The organism is Xanthomonas euroxanthea (assembly GCF_903989455.1).
Lineage (GTDB): Bacteria > Pseudomonadota > Gammaproteobacteria > Xanthomonadales > Xanthomonadaceae > Xanthomonas > Xanthomonas euroxanthea.
In genome coordinates this window covers 1-20,405 of record NZ_LR861803.1, presented here as the reverse complement: position 1 = coordinate 20,405, position 20,405 = coordinate 1, and the positions used below count along the sequence as shown (strand labels likewise).

Genomic DNA, 20,405 nt, shown 5'->3' with positions numbered 1-20,405 from the left:
TTCGTTATTGTTCGGTTAATTGTCGTGGGTATACTGCGTACGGCGTCGTATGTCGGGGGGGGGTCTCCGGCGCGCTCCAGCAGCCACTTGGCGCTGGGCGCGGGCGCTGTACCGACCACTGCAGTCTTTATCCGGAGAGCACCATCTTATGTCTACCGCTTCCACTCTCAGCCGCGCCACCCTGTTGGCCGTCGGTATCGCCGGCGTACTGGCCGTTGGCCAGGCCCACGGCGCCGCCTTCCAGCTGAAGGAAAACAGCGCCAAGGGTCTTGGCCGCGCCTTCGCAGGTTCCGGCAGCGCCCCGGACGATGCCTCGATCATCGCCAACAACCCGGCCGGCATGCGCCAGCTGGACGGTCGCCTGTTCCAGGCCGACGTCAGCGCCATCAGCTTCTCGGCCAAGTTCCAGCCCGACACCGCCACCTACGCCAATGGCGCCCCGGTCTCCGGCGGCAATGGCGGCGATGCCGGCATGATCGCGCCGGTCCCGGCGATGTACTTCCATGTGCCGTTCGGCGAGAACGACAACATGCACCTGGGCACCTCGCTGACCGTGCCGTTCGGCTTCAAGACCGAATACGACAGCAACTGGGTCGGCCGTTACCACGGCACCAAGACCGAGCTGCAGGCGATCGATTTCAACGTCGCGTTCTCCTACGACGTGAACCCGTACGTGTCCTTCGGTGCGTCGGTGTTCGCCGAGCGCCTGGATATCGAACTGCGCAACGCCGTGGACGCCGGTTCGATCCTGGCGCGTTCGCGGGTGCCGGGTTTCGCACCGGGCAATGCCGATGGCGCGCTGAAGATGAAGGGCCACAGCACCGAAGTGGGCTTCACCCTCGGCGGCCTGTTCAGTATCGATGAGAACACCCACATCGGTTTCAGTTACCGCTCGGAAGTGGAGCACAAGATCACCGGTGCGGACGTCGATTTCACCATGCCCGGCGGCGCCGCTGCGGTCTTCGCAAATGCAGCACCAGGCACCTTCATCGACACCAGCGGCCGTGCAACCGTGAAGTTGCCGGCCAGTGCCACGGCCAGCTTCACCCACAACGTGAACGAGCAGTGGTCGATCATGGCCGACGTCACGCGCACCGCCTGGAGCAAGTTCGACCAGGTCACGCTGGACTTCGCCTCCAACCAGCCCAACACCGTGCTGGACTTCTCCTACCGCGACACCACCTTCGCCTCGATCGGTGCCGACTACCGCATGAGCGAGACGCTGACCCTGCGTGGCGGCCTGGCCTACGACCAGACCCCGACCACCGCCGAGCACCGCGACGTGCGCGTGCCGGATGCGAGCCGCAAGTGGGTCTCGCTGGGTCTGAGCTGGCGTCCGTCGCAGCAGGCCGAATACAACTTCGGTTACACCCATCTGTTCACCAGCGACCCGACCAGCGACACCGTCAGCGCCACCGGCGACCGTCTGGCGGGCAGCTACAAGGTGAAGGGCGACGTGCTGGCCGCTTCGGTCAACTACAAGTTCTGATCGTCGTAGCACCACGCGTGTAACGAAAAACCCCGCTTCGGCGGGGTTTTTTCGTTACTGCCTTGCGCACGCCGCCACCTGCGTTGCAGGCCGGCGGCTGAGTGCGGCTGCGCACGTTCCCCCAGCGCCATGGCAGCGGCGTACTGGCTGGCATGGCGTGCATAGGCGGGCCGAGGCACCGTCGTTCTGGGCGACGCAACGCCGAGCCATGCAGTGGCGATGCCTCATGGCAATGCGTTGACCGAGGCCGTCTACGCCGCCGGGCGCGCCGTGCAGGCGGCAGCGTGGATTGCTATGGTCGTGCGCATGGACCAACCCGACTTCATCCAGATCACCGACGACGCCGTCTCGCGCGGGGATTGCGCCGCCATCGTGCAGCGCATGCGCGCCAGCCAGCAGCTGCAACCGGGGCGCGTGGGCAGCGGCGTGTTTCCCGAACTCAAGCACAGCCGCGACCTGCGCATCAGCGGCGTGGCCGAATGGGCTGCGGTGGAAAACCGCCTGCAACAGGCCGTGTTCGAAGGCGTGCTGACCTACCTGCGGCAGTATCCACAAGCCCTGATTTCACCGCTGATGCTACAGGTCACCACCGCCGACGGCAGCCCGCACCGGCTGGTGGCCGAGGACATCGTGCAGATGAGCGACCAGGCGTTGGGCGACCTGGCCCGCACCTGCCTGCGCCCGGGCGCGATCAACCTGCAGTGGTACACCGCCGACCAGGGCGGCTATCCGTACTGGCATTGCGAACTGTATCCACGCGATGCCAGCGCCGACACGCTGCACCGCCATCTGCTGTGGACGCTGTACCTCAACGAGGAGTTCGAACAGGGCGAAACCGAATTCCTGTTCCAGCAGCGCAAGGCCCGCCCGCGCACCGGCAGCCTGCTGATCGCCCCCACCGCCTTCACCCACACCCACCGCGGCAACCGCCCGGTCGGCGGCGACAAGTTCATTGCCACCAGCTGGATCCTGTTCCAGTCGGCAAGCGCCTTGTACGGCGGGGAATAGGGAATCGGGAGTAGGGAATCGCAACGGCAACAGCAATTCGCAACAGCGCGGCTCTTGCTGTTCCGATTCCCGATTCTCCATTCCCGACTTCCCGCCGCTAGAACAGACTGCCCTGCGGCGATTGCGGTACCGGCTTGGCCGGTGGAGCAGGGCGCCGGAACTTGCCGGTGTCCAACGCCGGCATGGCGCGGGCGTCGAAACCGCTGCGGCGGTGGGCCAGGGCGAAGCGGCGTGCCAGCAACTCCGCGTACACGCCTTGGCCGCGCATGCGTGCGCCGAAGGCGCTGTCGTAGTCCTTGCCGCCGCGCAATTGCTGGATTGTGCTCATCACGTGCGCGGCGCGTTGCGGGTGATGGGTCTGCAACCAGTCGCGGAACAGCGGCGCCACTTCGTGTGGCAGCCGCAGCAGCACGTAGCCGGCACTGTGCGCGCCGGCATCGGACGCGGCCTGCAGGATCGCCTCCAGCTCATGGTCGTTGATCCACGGGATCACCGGCGCGGCCATCACCCCGACCGGCACGCCGGCCTCGTGCAGTGCCCGCATTGCGCGCAGGCGGGCGTGCGGTGCGGACGCACGCGGTTCCAGCCTGGCCGACAGATGCGGGTCCAGCGTGGTCACCGAAAAATGCACGTTGACCAGGCCCTCGCGTGCCAGCGGTGCGAGCAGATCCAGATCGCGCGTGACCAACGCATTCTTGGTGATCAGCGTGAACGGGTGCCGGGTCTCCCACAGCACCTCGATCAGGCGCCGCGTCAGTGCGCGTTTGCGCTCGATCGGCTGATACGCATCGGTGTTGATGCCCAGCGCGATCGGGCTGGGCACATAGCCCGGGCGCGACAGTTCGCGCCGCAGCAGCTCCGGTGCATTGGTCTTGGCGAACAGCTTGGTCTCGAAATCCAGCCCGGGCGACAGGTTGAGATAGGCATGCGAGGGCCGCGCAAAGCAGTAACTGCAGCCATGCTCGCAGCCACGGTAAGGATTGACCGATTGCGAGAAGCCGATGTCCGGCGATTGATTGCGGCTGATGATGCTGCGCGCGGTTTCCTCGGTGACCTGCGTGCGTAACGCCGGCGCGGCGAACTCCTCGCTGTCGTCGGCGTACCAGCCATCGTCCACTGCCTGCTGGGTGGTGGTTTCGAAGCGTCCGGGGAGGTGGCCGGTCGCACCGCGGCCCTTGATCGCAGTTGCCATCGCGTCATCGTACGGCCGGCAGGTCTCAGGCAATGCGACCACGCGCAGCGCCACGATGAAGCTTTCAGGCCCGGCGCGGCGATCGTGTTGGTCGCCCGGTCATCGCAGCGGCGCGTGCGGCCCGTAGAATCCGCGCATGCTCGCATCCGTACAGGGCGCGTGGGATCGGCTGGCCACCGTTCCCCACCTCGAAGCGCTACTCCTGGCCGCCTATGTGCTGTACCTGCTGTGGATCGCCAGCTGGATCGTGCTGCAGAAGCGCGAGCCGGTGGCCACGCTCAGCTGGGTGCTGTCGCTGGCCGCGCTGCCGTACCTGGGCCTGCTGATCTACTACTGGCTCGGCCCGCAGAAGGTCAAACGCCAGCGGCTGCGGCGCGGCCGCTCGCGCTCGGGCATGGAGAGCTATAGCAGCGTCTGCCCGCCGGACGCAGACTGCACCGAGCTGGCCAAGATCGCCCAGTCCACCACCGGCCTGGCCCCCAGCAGCGCCACCGAGGTGCACTGGCTGGTGGATGGCGCGGCCACCTATGCGGCCATCATCGAGGCCATCCGCGGCGCGCGCGACCACATCCATCTGGAGTACTACATCTTCCAGCCCGACCACAGCGGCACCGCGATCTGCGATGCGCTGATGGAGCGCGCACGCGCCGGCGTCAAGGTGCGCCTGCTGATGGATGCGGTGGGCTCGTCGGCGATGACCCGGCGCAGCTTGCGGACGCTGCGTGCGGCCGGCGTGGAGACCGCCTGGTTCCATCCGTCCCAGTTGCTCAAGCCGTTCAAGCGGCCGTGGCTGAACCTGCGTACCCACCGCAAGGTGGTCGTGGTCGACGGCAGGATCGGCTTCACCGGCGGCATCAACGTCACCGACGAAGAGAACGAGCAGGTCCGCAGCGATGCCTATCGCGACCTGCACGTGCGCCTGCAGGGCCACGTGGTGCGCAGCCTGCAGCTGGTGTTCCTGGAGGACTGGCTCTACGCCACCGGGCAGGGCCGCGCCGCCTTCCACGGCCAGCAGCTCTGGCCCGAGGACGTGCCAAGCCGCGCGCAGGGCGATGTCGACGCGCAGGTGCTGATCTCCGGGCCGGATTCCTCGTGGGAGTCCATCCACCGGCTGATGGTCGCTGCCATTCACGAAGCCCGGCATCGGGTCTGGCTGGTCACGCCGTACTTCGTCCCCGGCGAGGCCGCGCGTATGGCGCTGACCTCGGCCGCATTGGGCGGGCTGGACGTGCGCCTGCTGGTGCCGCGCGTCAGCGACTCGCGTCTGGTCACCTACGCGGCGCGTTCGTATTTCGACGAGCTGCTCGAGGCCGGCGTGCGCATCTACGAATATGGCCCACGCATGCTGCACACCAAGGCGCTGCTGGCCGACGACGACGTCTGCATCGTCGGCAGCGCCAATTTCGACAGCCGCAGCTTTCGCCTGAACTTCGAGCTGTCGATGCTGTTCCGCGACCAGGCGGTCGCGGCCGAACTGGCCGGTTTGATCGACGCCGACCTGCAGCACGCGCAGGAAGTGCGCTTTGTCCGCCACCGGCCATTGTGGCGCTCGCGGCTGCCCGAAGCCTGCGCACGGCTGCTGTCCCCGCTGCTGTGACCCGCACCCCCGCGCCCACGTGGAACCATGCCTGGCGCGGCGCTACACTGCCGCCACTGATCGGGGAGCTCGTCATGCACTGGCTGTTTCTGCTTATGGCATTGGGTGCGCTGGTGCTGGCCTTCAGCACGCCGCACGTGTGGTTGCTGGTGGCCTCGCTGCTGGTGGCACTGCTGTTGCTGTTGCTGTGGACGCGCGGTTGGTTCGCCTCGCGCATGGGCGATGCCCAGCGCGACACCAGCAGCCTGATCGACCCGGCCGAGCTGCGCCGCCTGCGCGAGATCGCCGAAGCCCGCAAGGCCGCCGCACTCAACGCCACCCGTGATGGCGAGCCGCAGGCCTGAGACCGACGCAGTGACCACCCAGCTCAGCGTCAACGTCAACAAGATCGCGGTATTGCGCAATTCGCGCGGCGGCCACGACCCGGATGTGGTGCAGGCCGCCCGCACCTGCATTGCCGCCGGCGCGCACGGTATCACCGTGCACCCGCGCCCGGACCAGCGGCATATCCGCGCCGATGATGTGCTGGCACTGAGCGCGCTGACGCGCGAGCACGGCGTCGAATTCAATATCGAAGGCAATCCGTTTGCGCCACCGCGCGACGGTTATCCGGGTCTGCTGGCGTTATGTCGTGCCACGCGGCCCGAGCAGGTCACCCTGGTACCGGATGGCGATGGACAACTGACGTCCGACCACGGGTTCGATTTTGCGCAGGACACCACCCAACTCGCCGCGCTGATTGCCTCGTTCAAGGCAGTCGGTGCGCGCGTCAGCCTGTTTGTCGATGCAGGCAATCCCGATATTGCGCAAGCGGCGGTACTGGGTGCAGACCGTATCGAGTTGTACACCGGCCCCTATGCGCAGGCGCATCTGAGCGGCCAGCCGAATGCTGCATTCAAGCTGTTTTCCGACGCTGCACGACGCGCAGCCGCGGCAGGTCTTGGCGTCAATGCCGGTCATGATCTGTCGCAGGACAACCTTGCCGACTTTCTGAACGCTGTCCCCGGCGTGCTTGAAGTGTCAATCGGCCACGCGCTGATCGGCGAGGCTTTGTATCAAGGGTTGGATGCGAGCGTGCGTTCGTATCTGATGATACTGCGCAGCGCATCGGTTGGCACTTGAGATACTCAGGCTAACAAGCACGTGTATCAAGAACGACGGTGCTGACCGCAATACTGGGCGCGGTTTGAGGTCGAAATCGCATTGACCTCTGGATTCCCGCGCGTTCGATTCCTGCCCACCTTCTACGCGCGCCTGACGACAGCTTGCTACGTTTTTTGTTAATTTAAAGCGCTGAACGCTGTAAAGATCATTATTTCCACCGAAGCAAATTTTCACTGCCCCGATGCATTATTAACTCCATTAGTTACTACACAAAACTAATGCGATCGGTCTGCGCATTTTTTTTCCTCAACCAACAACTTGGCCATCACCGCGTACTCCGCATCGGCACTGACGGCGATCCGTAGTTCCGGCTGATTTCCAGCTGTTTCGTGCATCTGCTCGGTCAACCGCAGCTGCAACTTCTGCAGTGTCGCCAGGCTGGCATTCCAGAACACCTTGCCACCAGCACCCACACAAATGCGAGCGGTGCAGGCGGCTCCAACTGTCGCTGCGGTAAGTCGCTACGCTGCTGCAGATTCACCGTGATTGCTCGCGTCAGCATCGGCACGGTGACGATGATCAACAACACCAACATGACATCCACCAGCGGCGTGACATTGATCTCCGCCAGCGGTTCCCGATTGCCGGCCGTACTGAAAGCCATGACTGCCTCCCGTGCTGTGACCGTGGGTGCTGCACGATCGAGCATACACCTGGTCGGGCGCAGCGACAGGCCGGGGCAGGACGACTGCAGGGAAGCAGCGTTTATCTAGCGAGCCGAAGCGTCACTCCGGGAGTGGATCATGCATAAAAACGCCACCGTTTCCGGTGGCGTCTGCAGTCGCGTCATGACTGTGGTGGTGCGGTCTTGCGAAATCTTACTGCATGAAGCCGATTTTCTTCATCTGCGAGTTCTTTGCCGCAGCCAGGACTTTGGCCATCACCTCGTACTCCGCGTCCTGGTTCGCATCGATGCGTAGTTCCGGCTGATTGGTCGGATCGCTGGCGATCACTTCTTCCATCCTCTGCTGCAGCTGATCCACCTGCACTGGACTGTTGTTCCAGAACACCTGGTTGCTCGCGTCGATCCGCAACTCGATCGGCGGCGGCGGTTCGGTTGTCTGCGGTGGCGGGTTGAGTACCCGCTGCGGCAGATCCACGGCGATCGGATAGGTCATGATCGGCGCAGTGACGATGAAGATGATGAGCAGCACCAACATCACGTCCACCAGGGGCGTGACATTGATGTCGGCCATCGGGCCACGGTTTCCACCGGTACTGAATGCCATGGCTTACTGCCCCTTCTCTTTGGTCGCGACGAAGCCGATGTCGAGCATGCCCTGACCCTGCGCGATCTTGGTGATCTCGTTGATCGTACGCATTTTGGTCGTGCGGTCGCCACGCAAATTGAGCGGCGGCTGCGGCGTCTGCTGTGCGGCAGTGGACAGGCGCGACTCCAAGGCCTCTTTTGAAATTGCTTGATCGTTCCAGAACAGATCGCCGTTTTCTTTAACCGCCAAGGTGATTGGATCAGAGCGCTTTGTTGCTTCCTCTTCCTTGTTCAAGTTAGCGTGCGGCAGATCCACCTTGACCTTATGGGACATCAGCGGTGCGGTGATGATGAAGATGATCAGCAGCACCAACATCACGTCCACAAGGGGCGTCACATTGATGTCGGCCATCGGGCCACCGCTGTTTCCACTACTGAAGGCCATAACGGGCTCCGTCTAAATCGTTGCGAGGTCGTTCTTTACTACGGATTAGCGAACGCGCGAACCAGTGGCGAAGAAGTCGTGCAAATCGTGGGCAAAGGTATCGAACTTGGCGATCACCGAGCTGTTGACCTTGGAGAAGAAGTTGAACGCGAACACGGCCGGGATGGCGACGAACAGACCGATCGCGGTCATGATCAGCGCTTCACCCACCGGGCCGGCCACTACCTCAATGGAGCCAGAGCCGGTTGCACCGATCTTGATCAGCGCGCCGTAGATGCCCCACACGGTACCGAGCAGACCGACGAACGGCGCGGTCGCACCGACGGTGGCCAGCAGGGTCATGCCGGACTGCAGCTTGGTGCTTTCGCGGGTCACGGCCTGACGCAGGGCGCGGTCGACGAACTCGGAACGGCTCAGGCTCTCGCCTAGACCACCGACGCTGGTGCCTTCAGCACGCTGGTGGTGAGCAGCGGCCTGGGCTGCGTCCAGCGCGATCTTCGAGAACGGCTCGGACGCCGGCTGCTCTTCCATGGCGCGGATGGCGTCCTGCGCATTCGGGGCATCCCAGAACGCGGTGGTGACACGGTCAGCCGCGCTCTTCAGACGGGTGGCGCGGAAGATGTTGATGACAGTCCAGTACCAAGATGAAGCGGACATGGCAATCAACGTGATCAGGACGACCCAGGACACGGCGAAATCGCCGGGGCTGGAGGTCATTTCGGTCATCAGATGCTCAAAGCCCATCTGCGAAAGACCGGCCGACGGATTGGAGCCCCCTGCAGCGGCGGCGATAAAGATTTCCTGCAGCATGACGCTTACCTTTGTTGTGTGTGGTGATGAAGGGTGGAGCGAAAGGAAGACAGGATCCTGGGCCGACCGTGGCCGGCCCGTGGGATCAGTTCAGAGCAAAGTTGACCGGGACGCGGACACGTCCGGCGGCTTTCTGCCCGTTGACAGTGGAGGCGTTGAACTTCCACTTGCGTGCTGCGTCCATCGCGGCACGGTCAAGGTCGCGGTTGCGGCTGGACTTTTCGACCGACACGTTGGTCACGTTGCCGCTTGCATCCACATCCACGATCAGGATGACCTCGCCTTGGACACCGGCCCGGAATGCAGCCGGCGGGTACTTCGGCGGGTTCATGTTCTTGGACGAGATATCGACACTGGCGCCGATGTCACTCGGCGGTTGCGGCGGAGCCGGCGGGCTTGGCGGCGTGACGATATCGCTGGGACGCGGTTCGGGAACATCGACGACCGGTGCTTCCGGCGGCGGCGGAACCGGTGACGGCTTCGGCGGCGACAGATTCTTGACCGGCGGTGGCGGCTTGTCTTCCGGCGGCGGCGGCGGCGGCGGCGGCGGAGGAGGAGGCGGTGCATCCACCAAGGTGACCATGGTGGTGCGCTCCTTCTCTGCCGGAGCCTTCGGCGCCACTGCAGGGATCAGCAACATCATCAGTGCAGTGAGGTGCAGGGCAATTACAAAAGCAATGCCGATAATGCGGGCCCAGCTCAGACCCTGGTTCCCGGCATCATAGTCATGCCTGTGGATAACGAGTTGTTCCGTCATGCGCCAATGGCTCTTTCAGTGGGGGCCCCGGATCACTGTGATGATCCCCAGGTTTTCGGACGGCTTTGACACCGCAGGAACCCCCAAGCTTATACCAATCCCGAGTCCTGTAACCACTAAAAATACAGCGATTTCGGGGGTTTATTTTCTTTTTTACTTCAGATTGATGATCTTCTTGGCGTCATCAGGTTTTTTGACACCCTTGGCGATTGCCTGCTGCGCGGCCTGCTTGGCCTCCGGGATGCGACCTTCCGAATGCAGCACCTTGGCCAGATTCAGATAGGTCTCGCCGTCCTTGGAAAGCGGTGCGGCCTTTTGCCAATTCTCGATCGCCTTGGGCACATCTTCGCTGTAGTAATACGACTGTGCCAGCGCAAGGTATGTCTGATAATCGGGTTTAAGGATGCCTTTTTGCATACCTTCATTGATGACCGCGATGACGTCCTTTTCCTTGTTCTCTGTGTTGGCGTAGATGGAATACAACTGCTTGTACTCCTTTTCTTCGGTCAACTGCCCGGCCGCGCGCAGCTTGTCCATCACTGCGGCAGCCTTGTCCATCTGATCGGCCTGCATATACATGCTGGCCAGGTTGAGCTGGGCCTTCTTGTCGTTCGGCGTCTTGGCGGCGAGCGCTTCGGCAGCGGCCACCGCTTCGCCGGTCTGGCCGGCTTCGGCATAGGCCGCCATCAGCAACTGGTTCCAGGTGTCCTTCGGCTCGGGCGAGGCGGCGATAGCCTGCTTCAGCACCGGAATGGCTTCCTTGTAGCGCTCGGCCTGGTACAGCGCCTGACCCTTGAGGATCAGATCTTCAGGGCGCTGCGATTTGCTCTCTTCCAGATACTTGTCCAGCGTTGCCAGGCCTTCGGCCTGCTGATCGTCCTGCATCTGCAGCTGCGCCAGCATCAGCATCGACTGGAACTGGCCGTTGTTGTCCAGCGCATTGAGGCCAATGGCCTGCTGCAGATACGTCTTGGCAGCGGCGGTGTCGTCCATGTTGTACGCCGCCTGGGCGGCCAGCTGTGCCGCCAGCGCCTTGTCGGCTTCGTTGGCCGAGCCATTGGCCAGGATCTCATCGGCCTGGGTACGCACGGCCGGGAAGTCTTCGCCCTTGTTGAAGGTTTCGATCAGCTTCTGCAGCTTGCTGCCCAGCTTGGACGAGGGCTTGATCGTCGGCGCGGTGCGGGTGGACTGCGGATACAACTCTTCGGCCTTGCCGCTGCCCTTGGACTTGCGGCTAGCGCGCTCGGACGAACGATCCGACTGCGCGACCGCATCGGCGACGACAGCCCCGCCCAGCGACGCGGCGATGAACAGGGACAACAGGGCTTGCTTGCGGTTGAGCAGTTTCATGTTTCACCTCGGACGAGCCGCCGTCGGGCGGTACGAAAAGCGGAATAAACGCTGTACGAAAAATCTGAGCCGGCAAAGTTAGCAGAAAGTCTCAGTTCCCGAAAACGGTTTCCATGCTGTGTTGCGACATTCGGTACGCGAGCGCTGCACGATCAGCCGCAGCGCGGCACGCGTCCGTCCTGTCGCGCTTGCTGGTAAACCGGTTCGAGTTGACCGACGTCTGCCTGCAACTCGCGGATGCGATTGGCCGGGTCGGGGTGGGTGGACAGCCACTGCGGCTGGCGGTTGCCGCTGGCGGCCATCATGTTCTGCCACAGCGTCACCGCCTGGGCAGGATCGAAGCCGGCCTGGGCCATCAGGCGCTGGCCGACCACGTCGGCCTCGCTCTCCTGGGTCCGTGAGCCCGGCAGCAGAAACACGGTCTGGGCGGTCATCCCGCCGACCTGGTTGACGGCACTGGCCGCACCGTCGCCATAGGCCGCACCGGCCAGCGCGCCGATGATGCCCAGGCCGGTCTGCGCACCAAGCTGACGGGTGATGCGTTCTTCATGATGGCGCGAGATCACATGCCCGATCTCGTGCCCAAGCACGGCAGCCAGCTGATCCTGGGTCTTGGCGACGGTGAAGATGCCGGTGTTCACGCCGACCTTGCCACCGGGTAGCGCAAACGCATTGGCTTCGTCATCGACAAACAACGCGGTTTCCCAACGGGTCTCGCGCCACTGCGGCGGCAGCTGCGCGACCAGCGCATTGACCACGCACTGCACGTAGGCGTTCTGCTTGCCGTCGGTGCTGACTTTTTCCTTGGCCTTGGTCTGCGCGAAGGACTCTGCGCCAAGCTTGTCGAGCTGGTCCTGGGTGACGCCTCCCACCACCTGTCGGCGGCCGGTCGGCGAGGTTGTGGTGGCACATGCCGTCAATGCAAAGACGGCGACAACGATCAACAGCCTGGCTTTCATTCAGTCCCCCTTGAACCCTGGGGGCATTTTGGCAGGCTCGTCTTAACTTTTCGTCAAACGGCTCAGCCGAGGCCAAAAAAGTACAGTGCCGCCAGGGCGGTGGCGTTGTTGACGCCATGCGCCACGATCGGTGCCCACAACGTGCCGGTGCGCCAATACAGCCATGCAAACGCCGCGCCCATGCTGCCGTAGACCAGCCACAGTTGCGCGATGGCGGCCGGGCCGTTGCCGCTGACGCCGGGCACTTCGTGCACCAGCGCAAAGATCGCGCTGCTCAGCACGATGCCCAGCCAGGGCCGGCCGGCGGCGAGCAGGCGGCCGAACAGCACGCGTCGGAACAGCAGTTCTTCGTACGCCGGGGCGATGGCCACGGCAAACACCACCAGCGCCAGCGGCCATTGCTTGATGGCTTCTTCCATCAACGGCAGGTTGGTCGGCACCGGCTTGATGCCCAGCGCGGACGCCGCGACGCTGACCAGATTGCTGAGCAGGAACACGCCAACCGCGATCAGCGCGGTCCAGCCCCAGGTCGAGGCACGCCTGGTGGCGGCCCGCGAAGCCCTGCGTTCGTCTGCGGTCGCACGGCGGCGCCAGTAGTACAGCAGCAGGGCCGGCGAGGCCGTGCTGACCAGCGCGGTGAGCAGTTGCACCAGCACGCCGGGTTGTCCGATCGTGGCCATGATCTGGGTCGGGGAGGGCGTCAGGCCCTGCGCCTTGGCGGCCTGCACGGCACTGACGCCGCGGAACACGCCCCAGAGCGCGAAACCGGCCACGCTCAGCAACAACAGCAGGCCGGTGGCGATCAGTACATCGATGCCGAAGCCGAGCAAGGGCGGAAGCAGCGGGGCATTGCCGGCAACCGGCGTCGCTGCCGGCCTCGGTGGAGGATCTTTGCGCATCGTCGTCCTGAAAAAACCGCAGACGCCGGCGCATCACCTGCGCGATGTGCCGGCAGGCGACGGTGGCTCAGATGTCCAGGTTGGACACCTTCAGCGCGTTGTCCTCGATGAAGTCGCGGCGTGGCTCGACCACATCGCCCATCAAGGTGCTGAAGATCTGATCGGCGGCCACGGCGTCTTCGATGCGCACCTGCAACAGGCGACGCGTATCCGGGTTGACCGTGGTCTCCCACAGCTGCTCGGCGTTCATTTCGCCCAGGCCCTTGAAGCGCTGCACCTGGCGGCCCCGCTTGGCCTCTTCCAGCAGCCAGGCATGCGCCTGGGCAAAGCTGGTAATGGGGTGGGTCTTGTTGCCGCGCACGATCTGCGCGCCTTCGCGGACCAGGTCGTGCAGGGCCAGCGACACCTCGCGCAGCGGACGCAGCTCGCCACTTTCGAACGCGCCCATCGGCAGCACCTGGGTGAATTCCTCGCCCATGTGCCTGCGCACCGCCACCAGCGACGCCGAGGCGCTGTCGGTGGCCGGGTCGAAACGCAGCTGGTAGCGCGCCGTGCCCAGGGTGCCGCGGTTGAGCACCGCCTGCAGCGCATCCAGGGTGGGATGCGCCTCGCCTTCGGCCTGCAGCTGGTCCACGTCCAGCGGCGGCAGGTCGATCAGCGCGGTGAGCAGCGCCGGGTCGTAGCGGTGCGCATTGCGCGCGATCGCCTCGTTGGCGCTGGTGAACAGCATCAACAGCTTTTCCAGCGCTTCGCCGGTGATCGGCGGCTCGTCGGTGGCAGGGATCAGCGCCGCGCCTTCGACCGCATTGCTGGCCAGATAGGCATTGAGCGCCGCATCGTCCTTGAGATACAGCTCGCTCTTGCCCTGCTTGAGCTTGTACAGCGGCGGCAGGCCGATGTAGATGTAGCCGCGCTCGATCAGCTCCGGCATCTGCCGGTAGAAGAACGTCAGTAACAGGGTGCGGATGTGCGAGCCGTCGACGTCGGCGTCGGTCATCAGGATGATGCGGTGGTAGCGCAGCTTGTCCGGGTTGTACTCATCGCGGCCGATGCCGGTGCCAAGCGCGGTGATCAGCGTGCCGACCTGGTCGGACGCCAGCATGCGGTCGAAACGCGCGCGCTCGACGTTGAGAATCTTGCCGCGCAGCGGCAGCACCGCCTGGTTCTTGCGGTTGCGGCCCTGCTTTGCCGAGCCACCCGCCGAGTCACCCTCGACGATGAACAGCTCGGACAGCGCGGGGTCTTTTTCCTGGCAGTCGGCCAGCTTGCCGGGCAGGCCGGCGATGTCCAGCGCGCCCTTGCGGCGGGTCAGGTCACGCGCCTTGCGCGCAGCTTCGCGCGCACGTGCGGCGTCGACGATCTTGCCGGTAATGGCCTTGGCTTCGTTCGGATTCTCCTGCAGGAACTCCTGCAGCCGCGCACCGAAGGCGTTTTCCACCGCCGGACGCACATCGGAGCTGACCAGCTTTTCCTTGGTCTGCGAGGAGAAGCTGGGGTCGGGCACCTTGACCGACAGCACCGCGATCATGCCTTCGCGCATGTCGTCACCGGTCAGCGCCACCTTGGCCTGCTTGGCGATGCCATTCTGCTCGATGTAGTTGCTGAGTACCCGCGTCAGCGCAGCACGGAAGCCGGCCAGATGGGTACCGCCATCCTTCTGCGGGATGTTGTTGGTGAAGCAGTACATGGTTTCCTGGTAGGCGTCGGTCCATTGCAGGGCCACGTCCACCACGATGCCGTTGTGCTCGCCGGTCACCGAGATCACGTTCGGATGCAGCGGCGACTTGAGCTGGGCCAAGTGCTCGACGAAGCTGCGGATGCCACCTTCGTAGTGAAAGTCGTCGCGACGGCCCTCGCCGCGCTCGTCGATCAGCGAGATCTTGACGCCGGAGTTGAGGAACGACAGCTCGCGCAGGCGGCGTGCCAGGATGTCGTAATGGAACTCGACATCGCTGAAGATCGCCACGGCCGGCTTGAAGCGCAGCGTGGTGCCGCGCTTGGTCGAGGCTTCCAGCTGCTTGAGCGGGTACTGCGGCTCACCCAGCGCGTATTCCTGCTGGTAGTGGAAGCCGTCGCGCCAGATGTCCAGCCACAGGTGCTCGGACAGCGCGTTGACCACCGACACGCCCACACCGTGCAGGCCGCCGGAAACCTTGTAGCTGTTGTCGTCGAACTTGCCGCCGGCATGTAGCACGGTGAGGATCACTTCCGCCGCAGAGACGCCTTCTTCCTTGTGGATGTCGACCGGCACGCCGCGGCCGTTGTCGGACACCGACACCGAGCCATCGACGAGGATCTTCACCACGATATCGTCGGCATGGCCCGCCAGGGCTTCGTCGACCGAGTTGTCGACAACCTCGAACACCATGTGATGCAGGCCGGTGCCGTCATGGACATCGCCGATGTACATGCCAGGGCGCTTGCGGACGGCTTCCAGGCCACGCAGCACGGTGATCTTGCTGGAGTCGTAGGTGCCGTTGGGAGTAGGCGAGGTGTTTTGTTCGTCGGTCATGCGTGTGCCGTTAGCTCCACAACACGGGCGCAGGCGGCAGGAGCCGCATCGCACCGTGGGAAAAGGGGGATAGCCCGGAAATTATACCAGTCGGCCCACCTGCGCCGCGGATGGCTAGGCCACGGGCCTCAATACGGCGACATTGCCATGTTCCACGTGGAACTGGTGTAGCAGCTTTCCGGAGTCGAGCAGGCCGGGCGGCACTTCGGTGGCAGTGATCAGCACCTGGGCCGGTGCGGAGGCCAAGCGGTGCAGCACGCGCGCCTGGTGGTGGCGATCCAGCTCCGAACCCAGGTCGTCCAATGCAATCACCGGCCATTCGCCACGCTCATGGGCGAAGTCTTCGGCCTGCGCCAGCAGGCAGGCGAGGGCGGTGAGCTTTGCCTGGCCACGCGAGAGCGCATCCTTGCCCGGGAGCGCGTCGAAGGCGGGTGCCCAATCGGCGCGGTGTGGCCCCTGCGAGGTGTAGCCGTTCTGACGGTCACGCTCGCGTGCCAGGAGCAGCGCATCGGCAAGCGAGACCTCATGACGTTTCCAGCCCGGCGCGAATGTCAGCGCGGACAATCCCAGCGACGGGGCGATGGCAGCGGCGACCGGGATCAACCGTTCCTGCAGCCGCTCCAGGTAGCGAAGGCGACGCGATGTCAGCGTTTCGCCGGATTCGGCAAGTTCGTGATCCCAGGCATCGAGCATCCGCGGCTGTGCGCCCTGCTTGAGCAAGGCATTGCGCTGCTTGAGCGCCCGCGCATAGCGCCGCCATAGCGCCAGGAAGTCTGGTTCCACGTGGAACAGGCCCCAATCCAGGAACCGTCGCCGCGGTTCACCGCCACCACTGATCAACACATGGCTCCCGGGCTCGAAGGTCACCACAGCCAGTGCGGCACACAGGGCGCCGAGCTGTGCGACATCCTCGCCGTCCAGCCGGCCGGTCCATTCCTGCCCGCTATGGCGCAGACCTGCCCGACGCGTGCGTTCGCCCGTCTCGGCCGTGCCCTCGTGCCACTCCACGAAGACTTCCAGATCGCTGGCACCTTGCTGGATCAGTCCATCGCGCACGCGGCCACGAAAGCTGCGGCCGTAGGCCATCAGGTGCAACGCTTCCAGCACGCTGGTCTTGCCTGCACCGTTATCGCCGGTCAGCAGGTTCAAGGAACGGGTGGGGTGAAGGTCGACGGTCGCGAAACGACGAAGTCGATGGATGGACAACCGCACTACGTGCATCGATCGGTGTGCTCTGCGCTGTGATCCGGCATCCCGGTCGGAGCGGAGGATACGTGATCGATGCGGATCCTGCGCGTGGCCACGTGAAGCGACCCACGGACAAGCAGGGGACAAGCTGTGGATAAGAAACAGGCCTGAGGAGCGCCGCATGCTTATCCACAGGTTGCTGACCCTTCCACAGGGGTCTAGACACAGGGTTTCGAGGCAACAAAATCCTTTCAAAACATGGAGATAGGGTAGTTTCTGGCGAAATCTGGCCCTACCATCACCACCAAGCTCTTAAATTATTTATAGATTTAAAAGCAAAGCTCGATGTGCATAAGTCAAAAACGGGCCAAGGAAACACATCGACCAGGCGCTGCCGAGCAGTTGAGTATGGCGCAGCAAATCTTGGACTCAGATGAAGTCGTTCAGGCCAACCGGGCTTCGCACGATGTCGATTGGGGCACCGAAGAAGCGCCCCCGACTGAAAGGCAATCTCACCACCAGGTGCGACGCGCGGTATCGCCAATCCTCGAAGGGCAACGACCTGGGTCAGGTCAACTCTGGGGGATCCCACCGACAGCATGCCTGGGGACCAGCTTGCTCTGGGAGCGGCAGATGGTCCAACCCAGGCCCCTAGCGTTCACAGCAATGCGGTAATGAGACAGCTCGCTGCCTGTCGCAAGGATGTAGTGCAGCACCACACGCGATCGTCCCAACGTCCACGTCGATGACAGCGGCCGAATAGCTGCACGATCATGGCCTGCGAATGCCTGGGGTGCTCCAGCGGTCGTGGCGTCAACGAAGCGAGCTGACGCGCATACCACCCGATCCTCGACCGCCGGAAGAGCGGCGTGTCCATCGAGCCTCGCCTGGCCAACTGCCTGGCGATCGGCTCCGGCAACGTCGTGCAACCACCCAGCACGCCATAGCAGTCGCTTCAGGGCAACGTGCCGAGGCAGCGAAGCAGGCAATGCCGCTCCTGCGCAGCCCGTGATTGCCAGCGCCTCGAAAGCTTGACGCAGCAAGAGAGTCGCCCTCTCGCTGCACAAACAAAAAGCCCGGCAGTTGCCGGGCTCTTCGTGTTCCACGTGGAACGCAATGTCAGAGACGCAGCGGCATCACCACATGGCGCGACTTCTCGCTGCTGGCTTCCCGCACCAGTGCCGACGAATTCGCATCGCGCAGCTGGATGACCACGTGCTCATCGCGCAATGCCGACAGCGCATCCAGCAAGTAGTTCACGTTGAAGCCGATGGCCAGATCATCAACCTTGGTGTCGGCCTCGATCTCTTCCTGTGCTTCTTCCTGCTCGGGGTTATGTGCGCTGATCTTCAGCTGGCCCGGCGAGACTTCCACACGCACACCACGGTATTTCTCGTTCGACAGGATCGCCGCACGCTGCAGCGACGCACGCAGCGCTTCGCGATCGACCTTGACCTCGCGGTCGGCGCCGATGGGAATCACTGCCTCGTAGTCCGGGAAGCGGCCGTCGATCAGCTTGGAGGTGAAGGTCACATCGCCGCGCTTGACGCGGATATGGCTGCGACCCACTTCCAGTTCCACGTCGCGATCTGCCGCTTCCAGCAGGCGCAGCAGTTCCGTCACGCCCTTGCGCGGCACGATGATCTGCCGCTTGGCGCCGCCGGACTTCTCCAGTTCGGTCTCGCACAGCGCCAAGCGGTGGCCGTCGGTCGCAACGCAACGTAGCAGGCCCTCGCGCAGGTCGAACAGCAAGCCGTTGAGGTAGTAGCGCACGTCCTGCTGGGCCATGGCGAACGCAGTGCGCTCGATCAGCTCCTTCAACGCCGCTTCCGGCACTGCCACGCGCTCGGTGGCTTCGACTTCATCCACCGACGGGAAATCGTTGGCAGGCAGCGTGGCCAGGGTGAAGCGGCTACGCCCGGCCTGCACCGTGACCTTGTCGCCGGTCTGCGAAATGGTGACGCGGCTGCCGTCGGGCAGGGCGCGCAGGATGTCGAACAACTTGCGGGCCGGAATCGTGGTTTCGCCGTCCTGCGCGTCTTCCACCATCGTGCGCGAGATCATTTCCACTTCCAGGTCGGTACCGGTCAACGAGACCTGTCCGTCCTTCACCTGCACCAGCAGATTGGCCAGAACCGGCAGGGTTTGACGGCGTTCGACCACATTGACCACCTGGGCCAACGGTTTGAGGAAGGCTTCGCGCTGCAGTGTAAAACGCATGTGGTTCCGTGCCCCTATGCTTTAAAAGATATGGAATAAATCAAAAGCTTGGTGGTGATGGTAGGGCCGTTTTCAGCGGATAACCACCGTAACTCTTTGTTTCCAAAGAAAATTTCACGCCTGAAAGTCGTTGGACTAGTGCCCCTGGTCTAGCGGTAAAACCTGTGGATAGTTTTCCGCCCGACCTGCGAGGCAACGTTATCCACAGATTCTCCCGCATTTGACCCCAACGTTTCCACGCTTTTCTCCACGCGGACCGTCAGGGCCGTCCCCGGCCTACTCGCTGAGCTTGCGAATCAGCTTTTCCCAGTCCTCGCGCAGCTTGCCGTCGGCCTCCATCAGCGTGCGGATCTGCCGGCAGGCATGCAGCACGGTGGTGTGGTCGCGGCCGGCGAAGGCGTCGCCGATCTCCGGCAGGCTGTGTTCGGTCAGTTCCTTGGCCAGCGCCATCGCCACCTGGCGCGGACGCGCCAGCGAGCGGGTGCGTCGCTTGGAGAGCAGATCCTTCATCTGCAGGCCGTAGTAGTCCGCCACGGTCTTCTGGATGTTGGGGATGCCGATCGCCTGCTGCTGGGCGCGCAACAGGTCGCGCAGCGTCTCCTGGGCAAATTCCACCGTGATCGAGCGGCCGGTGAAGTTGGCGCGTGCCACCAGGGTGTTGAGCGCGCCTTCCAGGTCGCGCACGTTGGAGCGCATCTTCTTGGCGATCAGGAACGCAACGTCGTCCGGAATCTCGGCACCGCGCTCGCGCGCCTTGGCCAGCACGATCGCCGCACGGGTCTCGAAATCCGGCGGGTCGATCGCCACCGACAGGCCCCAGGCCAGGCGCGACTTCAGCCGCGGTTCCAGGCCTTCGACCTCGCGTGGGTAGCGGTCGCAGGTCAGGATGATCTGCTGGCGGCCATCGAACAGCGCGTTGAAGGTGTGGAAGAACTCCTCCTGCGTGCGGTCCTTGCCGGCGAAGAACTGGATGTCGTCGATCAGCAGCGCATCGATCTGCTGGAACTGGCGCTTGAACTGGTCCATCGCCTTGTCCTGCAGCGCCCGGATCATCGCGCTGAAGAACTGTTCCGAGCGCAGATACATCACCTTGGCGGCGGGATTGGCCTGGCGCAGCGCGTTGCCGGCGGCAAACATCAGGTGGGTCTTGCCCAGGCCGGTGCTGCCGTACAGCAGCAGCGGGTTGTGGGCGCGGTCACCCGGCTTCTGCGCGGCCTGGATCGCGGCGGCCAGCCCGAGCTGGTTGCTGCGGCCTTCGACGAAGTTGGCGAAGGTGTAATGCGAATCCAGATTGCCGGCGAACGGCACGATCGGCGCGGCAACCGGCGCGCTGGGCGTGGCCATCGGTGCCGGCTGCGGTTCCGGCGCGCGTGGGCGCGAGCCGACCGCCAGCGCCACTTCGCCGTTGCCGACGAAATACGCCACCAGTTCGCGGATGCGCGGCAGGTAGCGCTCGCGGACCTGGTCGACGATGAAGGCGTTGGGCGCATACAGCACGATGCTGTCGCCGCGGTCTTCGGCTTGCAGGGGTTTCAACCAGGTATGGACGTCTTCGGGCGGGAATTCGGCTTCGAGACGTTCCAGACAGCGGGGCCAAGCATCCAT

At 64.0% G+C, this 20,405-nt stretch carries 17 protein-coding genes and 1 pseudogene; 5 read left to right on the top strand and 13 right to left on the bottom strand.

Going from position 1 to position 20,405, the window contains the following annotated elements:
- The first annotated feature begins 148 nt into the window (after positions 1 to 148).
- Both H7A86_RS00090 and H7A86_RS00085 read left to right on the top strand, forming a co-directional pair.
- On the top strand, positions 149 to 1,489 hold the full coding sequence (locus H7A86_RS00090) for an outer membrane protein transport protein (protein WP_104586250.1): 1,341 nt from the start codon (positions 149 to 151) through the stop codon (positions 1,487 to 1,489).
- A 306-nt stretch (positions 1,490 to 1,795) separates the two neighbouring features.
- Entirely contained in the window at positions 1,796 to 2,497 is a 702-nt protein-coding gene (locus H7A86_RS00085) for a 2OG-Fe(II) oxygenase (protein WP_119130572.1), read from the top strand.
- Between the two features lie 97 nt (positions 2,498 to 2,594).
- On the opposite strand, the gene H7A86_RS00080 is transcribed toward H7A86_RS00085, so the two are convergent.
- Entirely contained in the window at positions 2,595 to 3,689 is a 1,095-nt protein-coding gene (locus tag H7A86_RS00080) for a PA0069 family radical SAM protein (RefSeq protein WP_115676439.1), read from the bottom strand.
- 136 nt (positions 3,690 to 3,825) lie between these two features.
- Here H7A86_RS00080 and cls point away from each other — a divergent pair, with 136 nt between their 5' ends.
- The 3 genes from cls (at position 3,826) to H7A86_RS00065 (ending at position 6,408) form a co-directional block, all read left to right on the top strand.
- Positions 3,826 to 5,286, top strand: a complete 1,461-nt coding sequence (gene cls, locus H7A86_RS00075; RefSeq protein WP_104586248.1) for a cardiolipin synthase — start codon at positions 3,826 to 3,828, stop codon at positions 5,284 to 5,286.
- Between the two features lie 74 nt (positions 5,287 to 5,360).
- Positions 5,361 to 5,630 carry a hypothetical protein gene (locus H7A86_RS00070; protein ID WP_104535352.1) on the top strand — a complete coding sequence of 90 codons (270 nt, stop codon included), beginning with the start codon at positions 5,361 to 5,363 and terminating at the stop codon, positions 5,628 to 5,630.
- Between the two features lie 10 nt (positions 5,631 to 5,640).
- A complete protein-coding gene (locus H7A86_RS00065; protein WP_119130015.1) occupies positions 5,641 to 6,408 on the top strand; it encodes a pyridoxine 5'-phosphate synthase in 768 nt (255 codons plus the stop codon).
- A 247-nt stretch (positions 6,409 to 6,655) separates the two neighbouring features.
- Here the strand turns inward: H7A86_RS00065 and H7A86_RS00060 are convergent.
- The 12 genes and pseudogenes from H7A86_RS00060 to dnaA form a co-directional block, all read right to left on the bottom strand.
- Positions 6,656 to 7,054 (bottom strand): annotated as a pseudogene (locus tag H7A86_RS00060) (ExbD/TolR family protein).
- Positions 7,055 to 7,268: 214 nt separating this feature from the next.
- Positions 7,269 to 7,679, bottom strand: coding sequence for an ExbD/TolR family protein (locus H7A86_RS00055; RefSeq protein ID WP_104606212.1), 411 nt, complete (start codon positions 7,677 to 7,679; stop codon positions 7,269 to 7,271).
- Between the two features lie 3 nt (positions 7,680 to 7,682).
- Complete coding sequence (locus tag H7A86_RS00050; RefSeq protein ID WP_119130014.1) at positions 7,683 to 8,105, bottom strand: ExbD/TolR family protein; 423 nt, start codon at positions 8,103 to 8,105, stop codon at positions 7,683 to 7,685.
- Positions 8,106 to 8,150: 45 nt separating this feature from the next.
- On the bottom strand, positions 8,151 to 8,915 hold the full coding sequence (exbB, locus tag H7A86_RS00045) for a TonB-system energizer ExbB (RefSeq protein ID WP_053046134.1): 765 nt from the start codon (positions 8,913 to 8,915) through the stop codon (positions 8,151 to 8,153).
- Positions 8,916 to 9,000: 85 nt separating this feature from the next.
- Positions 9,001 to 9,672, bottom strand: coding sequence for an energy transducer TonB (locus H7A86_RS00040; RefSeq protein WP_039518127.1), 672 nt, complete (start codon positions 9,670 to 9,672; stop codon positions 9,001 to 9,003).
- 153 nt (positions 9,673 to 9,825) lie between these two features.
- Positions 9,826 to 11,022 carry a heme biosynthesis protein HemY gene (locus H7A86_RS00035; protein ID WP_119130013.1) on the bottom strand — a complete coding sequence of 399 codons (1,197 nt, stop codon included), beginning with the start codon at positions 11,020 to 11,022 and terminating at the stop codon, positions 9,826 to 9,828.
- A 152-nt stretch (positions 11,023 to 11,174) separates the two neighbouring features.
- Positions 11,175 to 11,981 (bottom strand): M48 family metallopeptidase, encoded by an 807-nt coding sequence (locus H7A86_RS00030; protein ID WP_104586348.1) that lies wholly within the window; start codon positions 11,979 to 11,981, stop codon positions 11,175 to 11,177.
- A 62-nt stretch (positions 11,982 to 12,043) separates the two neighbouring features.
- On the bottom strand, positions 12,044 to 12,880 hold the full coding sequence (locus tag H7A86_RS00025; RefSeq protein ID WP_119130012.1) for a CPBP family intramembrane glutamic endopeptidase: 837 nt from the start codon (positions 12,878 to 12,880) through the stop codon (positions 12,044 to 12,046).
- A 67-nt stretch (positions 12,881 to 12,947) separates the two neighbouring features.
- Positions 12,948 to 15,392 carry a DNA topoisomerase (ATP-hydrolyzing) subunit B gene (gyrB, locus tag H7A86_RS00020; RefSeq protein WP_119130011.1) on the bottom strand — a complete coding sequence of 815 codons (2,445 nt, stop codon included), beginning with the start codon at positions 15,390 to 15,392 and terminating at the stop codon, positions 12,948 to 12,950.
- Between the two features lie 114 nt (positions 15,393 to 15,506).
- The gene (recF, locus tag H7A86_RS00015; protein WP_104586351.1) at positions 15,507 to 16,613 is read right to left on the bottom strand and encodes a DNA replication/repair protein RecF; all 1,107 of its coding nucleotides are present in this window, start codon (positions 16,611 to 16,613) and stop codon (positions 15,507 to 15,509) included.
- 1,086 nt (positions 16,614 to 17,699) lie between these two features.
- The gene (gene dnaN, locus H7A86_RS00010; protein WP_104650390.1) at positions 17,700 to 18,800 is read right to left on the bottom strand and encodes a DNA polymerase III subunit beta; all 1,101 of its coding nucleotides are present in this window, start codon (positions 18,798 to 18,800) and stop codon (positions 17,700 to 17,702) included.
- Between the two features lie 276 nt (positions 18,801 to 19,076).
- Positions 19,077 to 20,405, bottom strand: coding sequence for a chromosomal replication initiator protein DnaA (gene dnaA, locus H7A86_RS00005; RefSeq protein WP_024939149.1), 1,329 nt, complete (start codon positions 20,403 to 20,405; stop codon positions 19,077 to 19,079).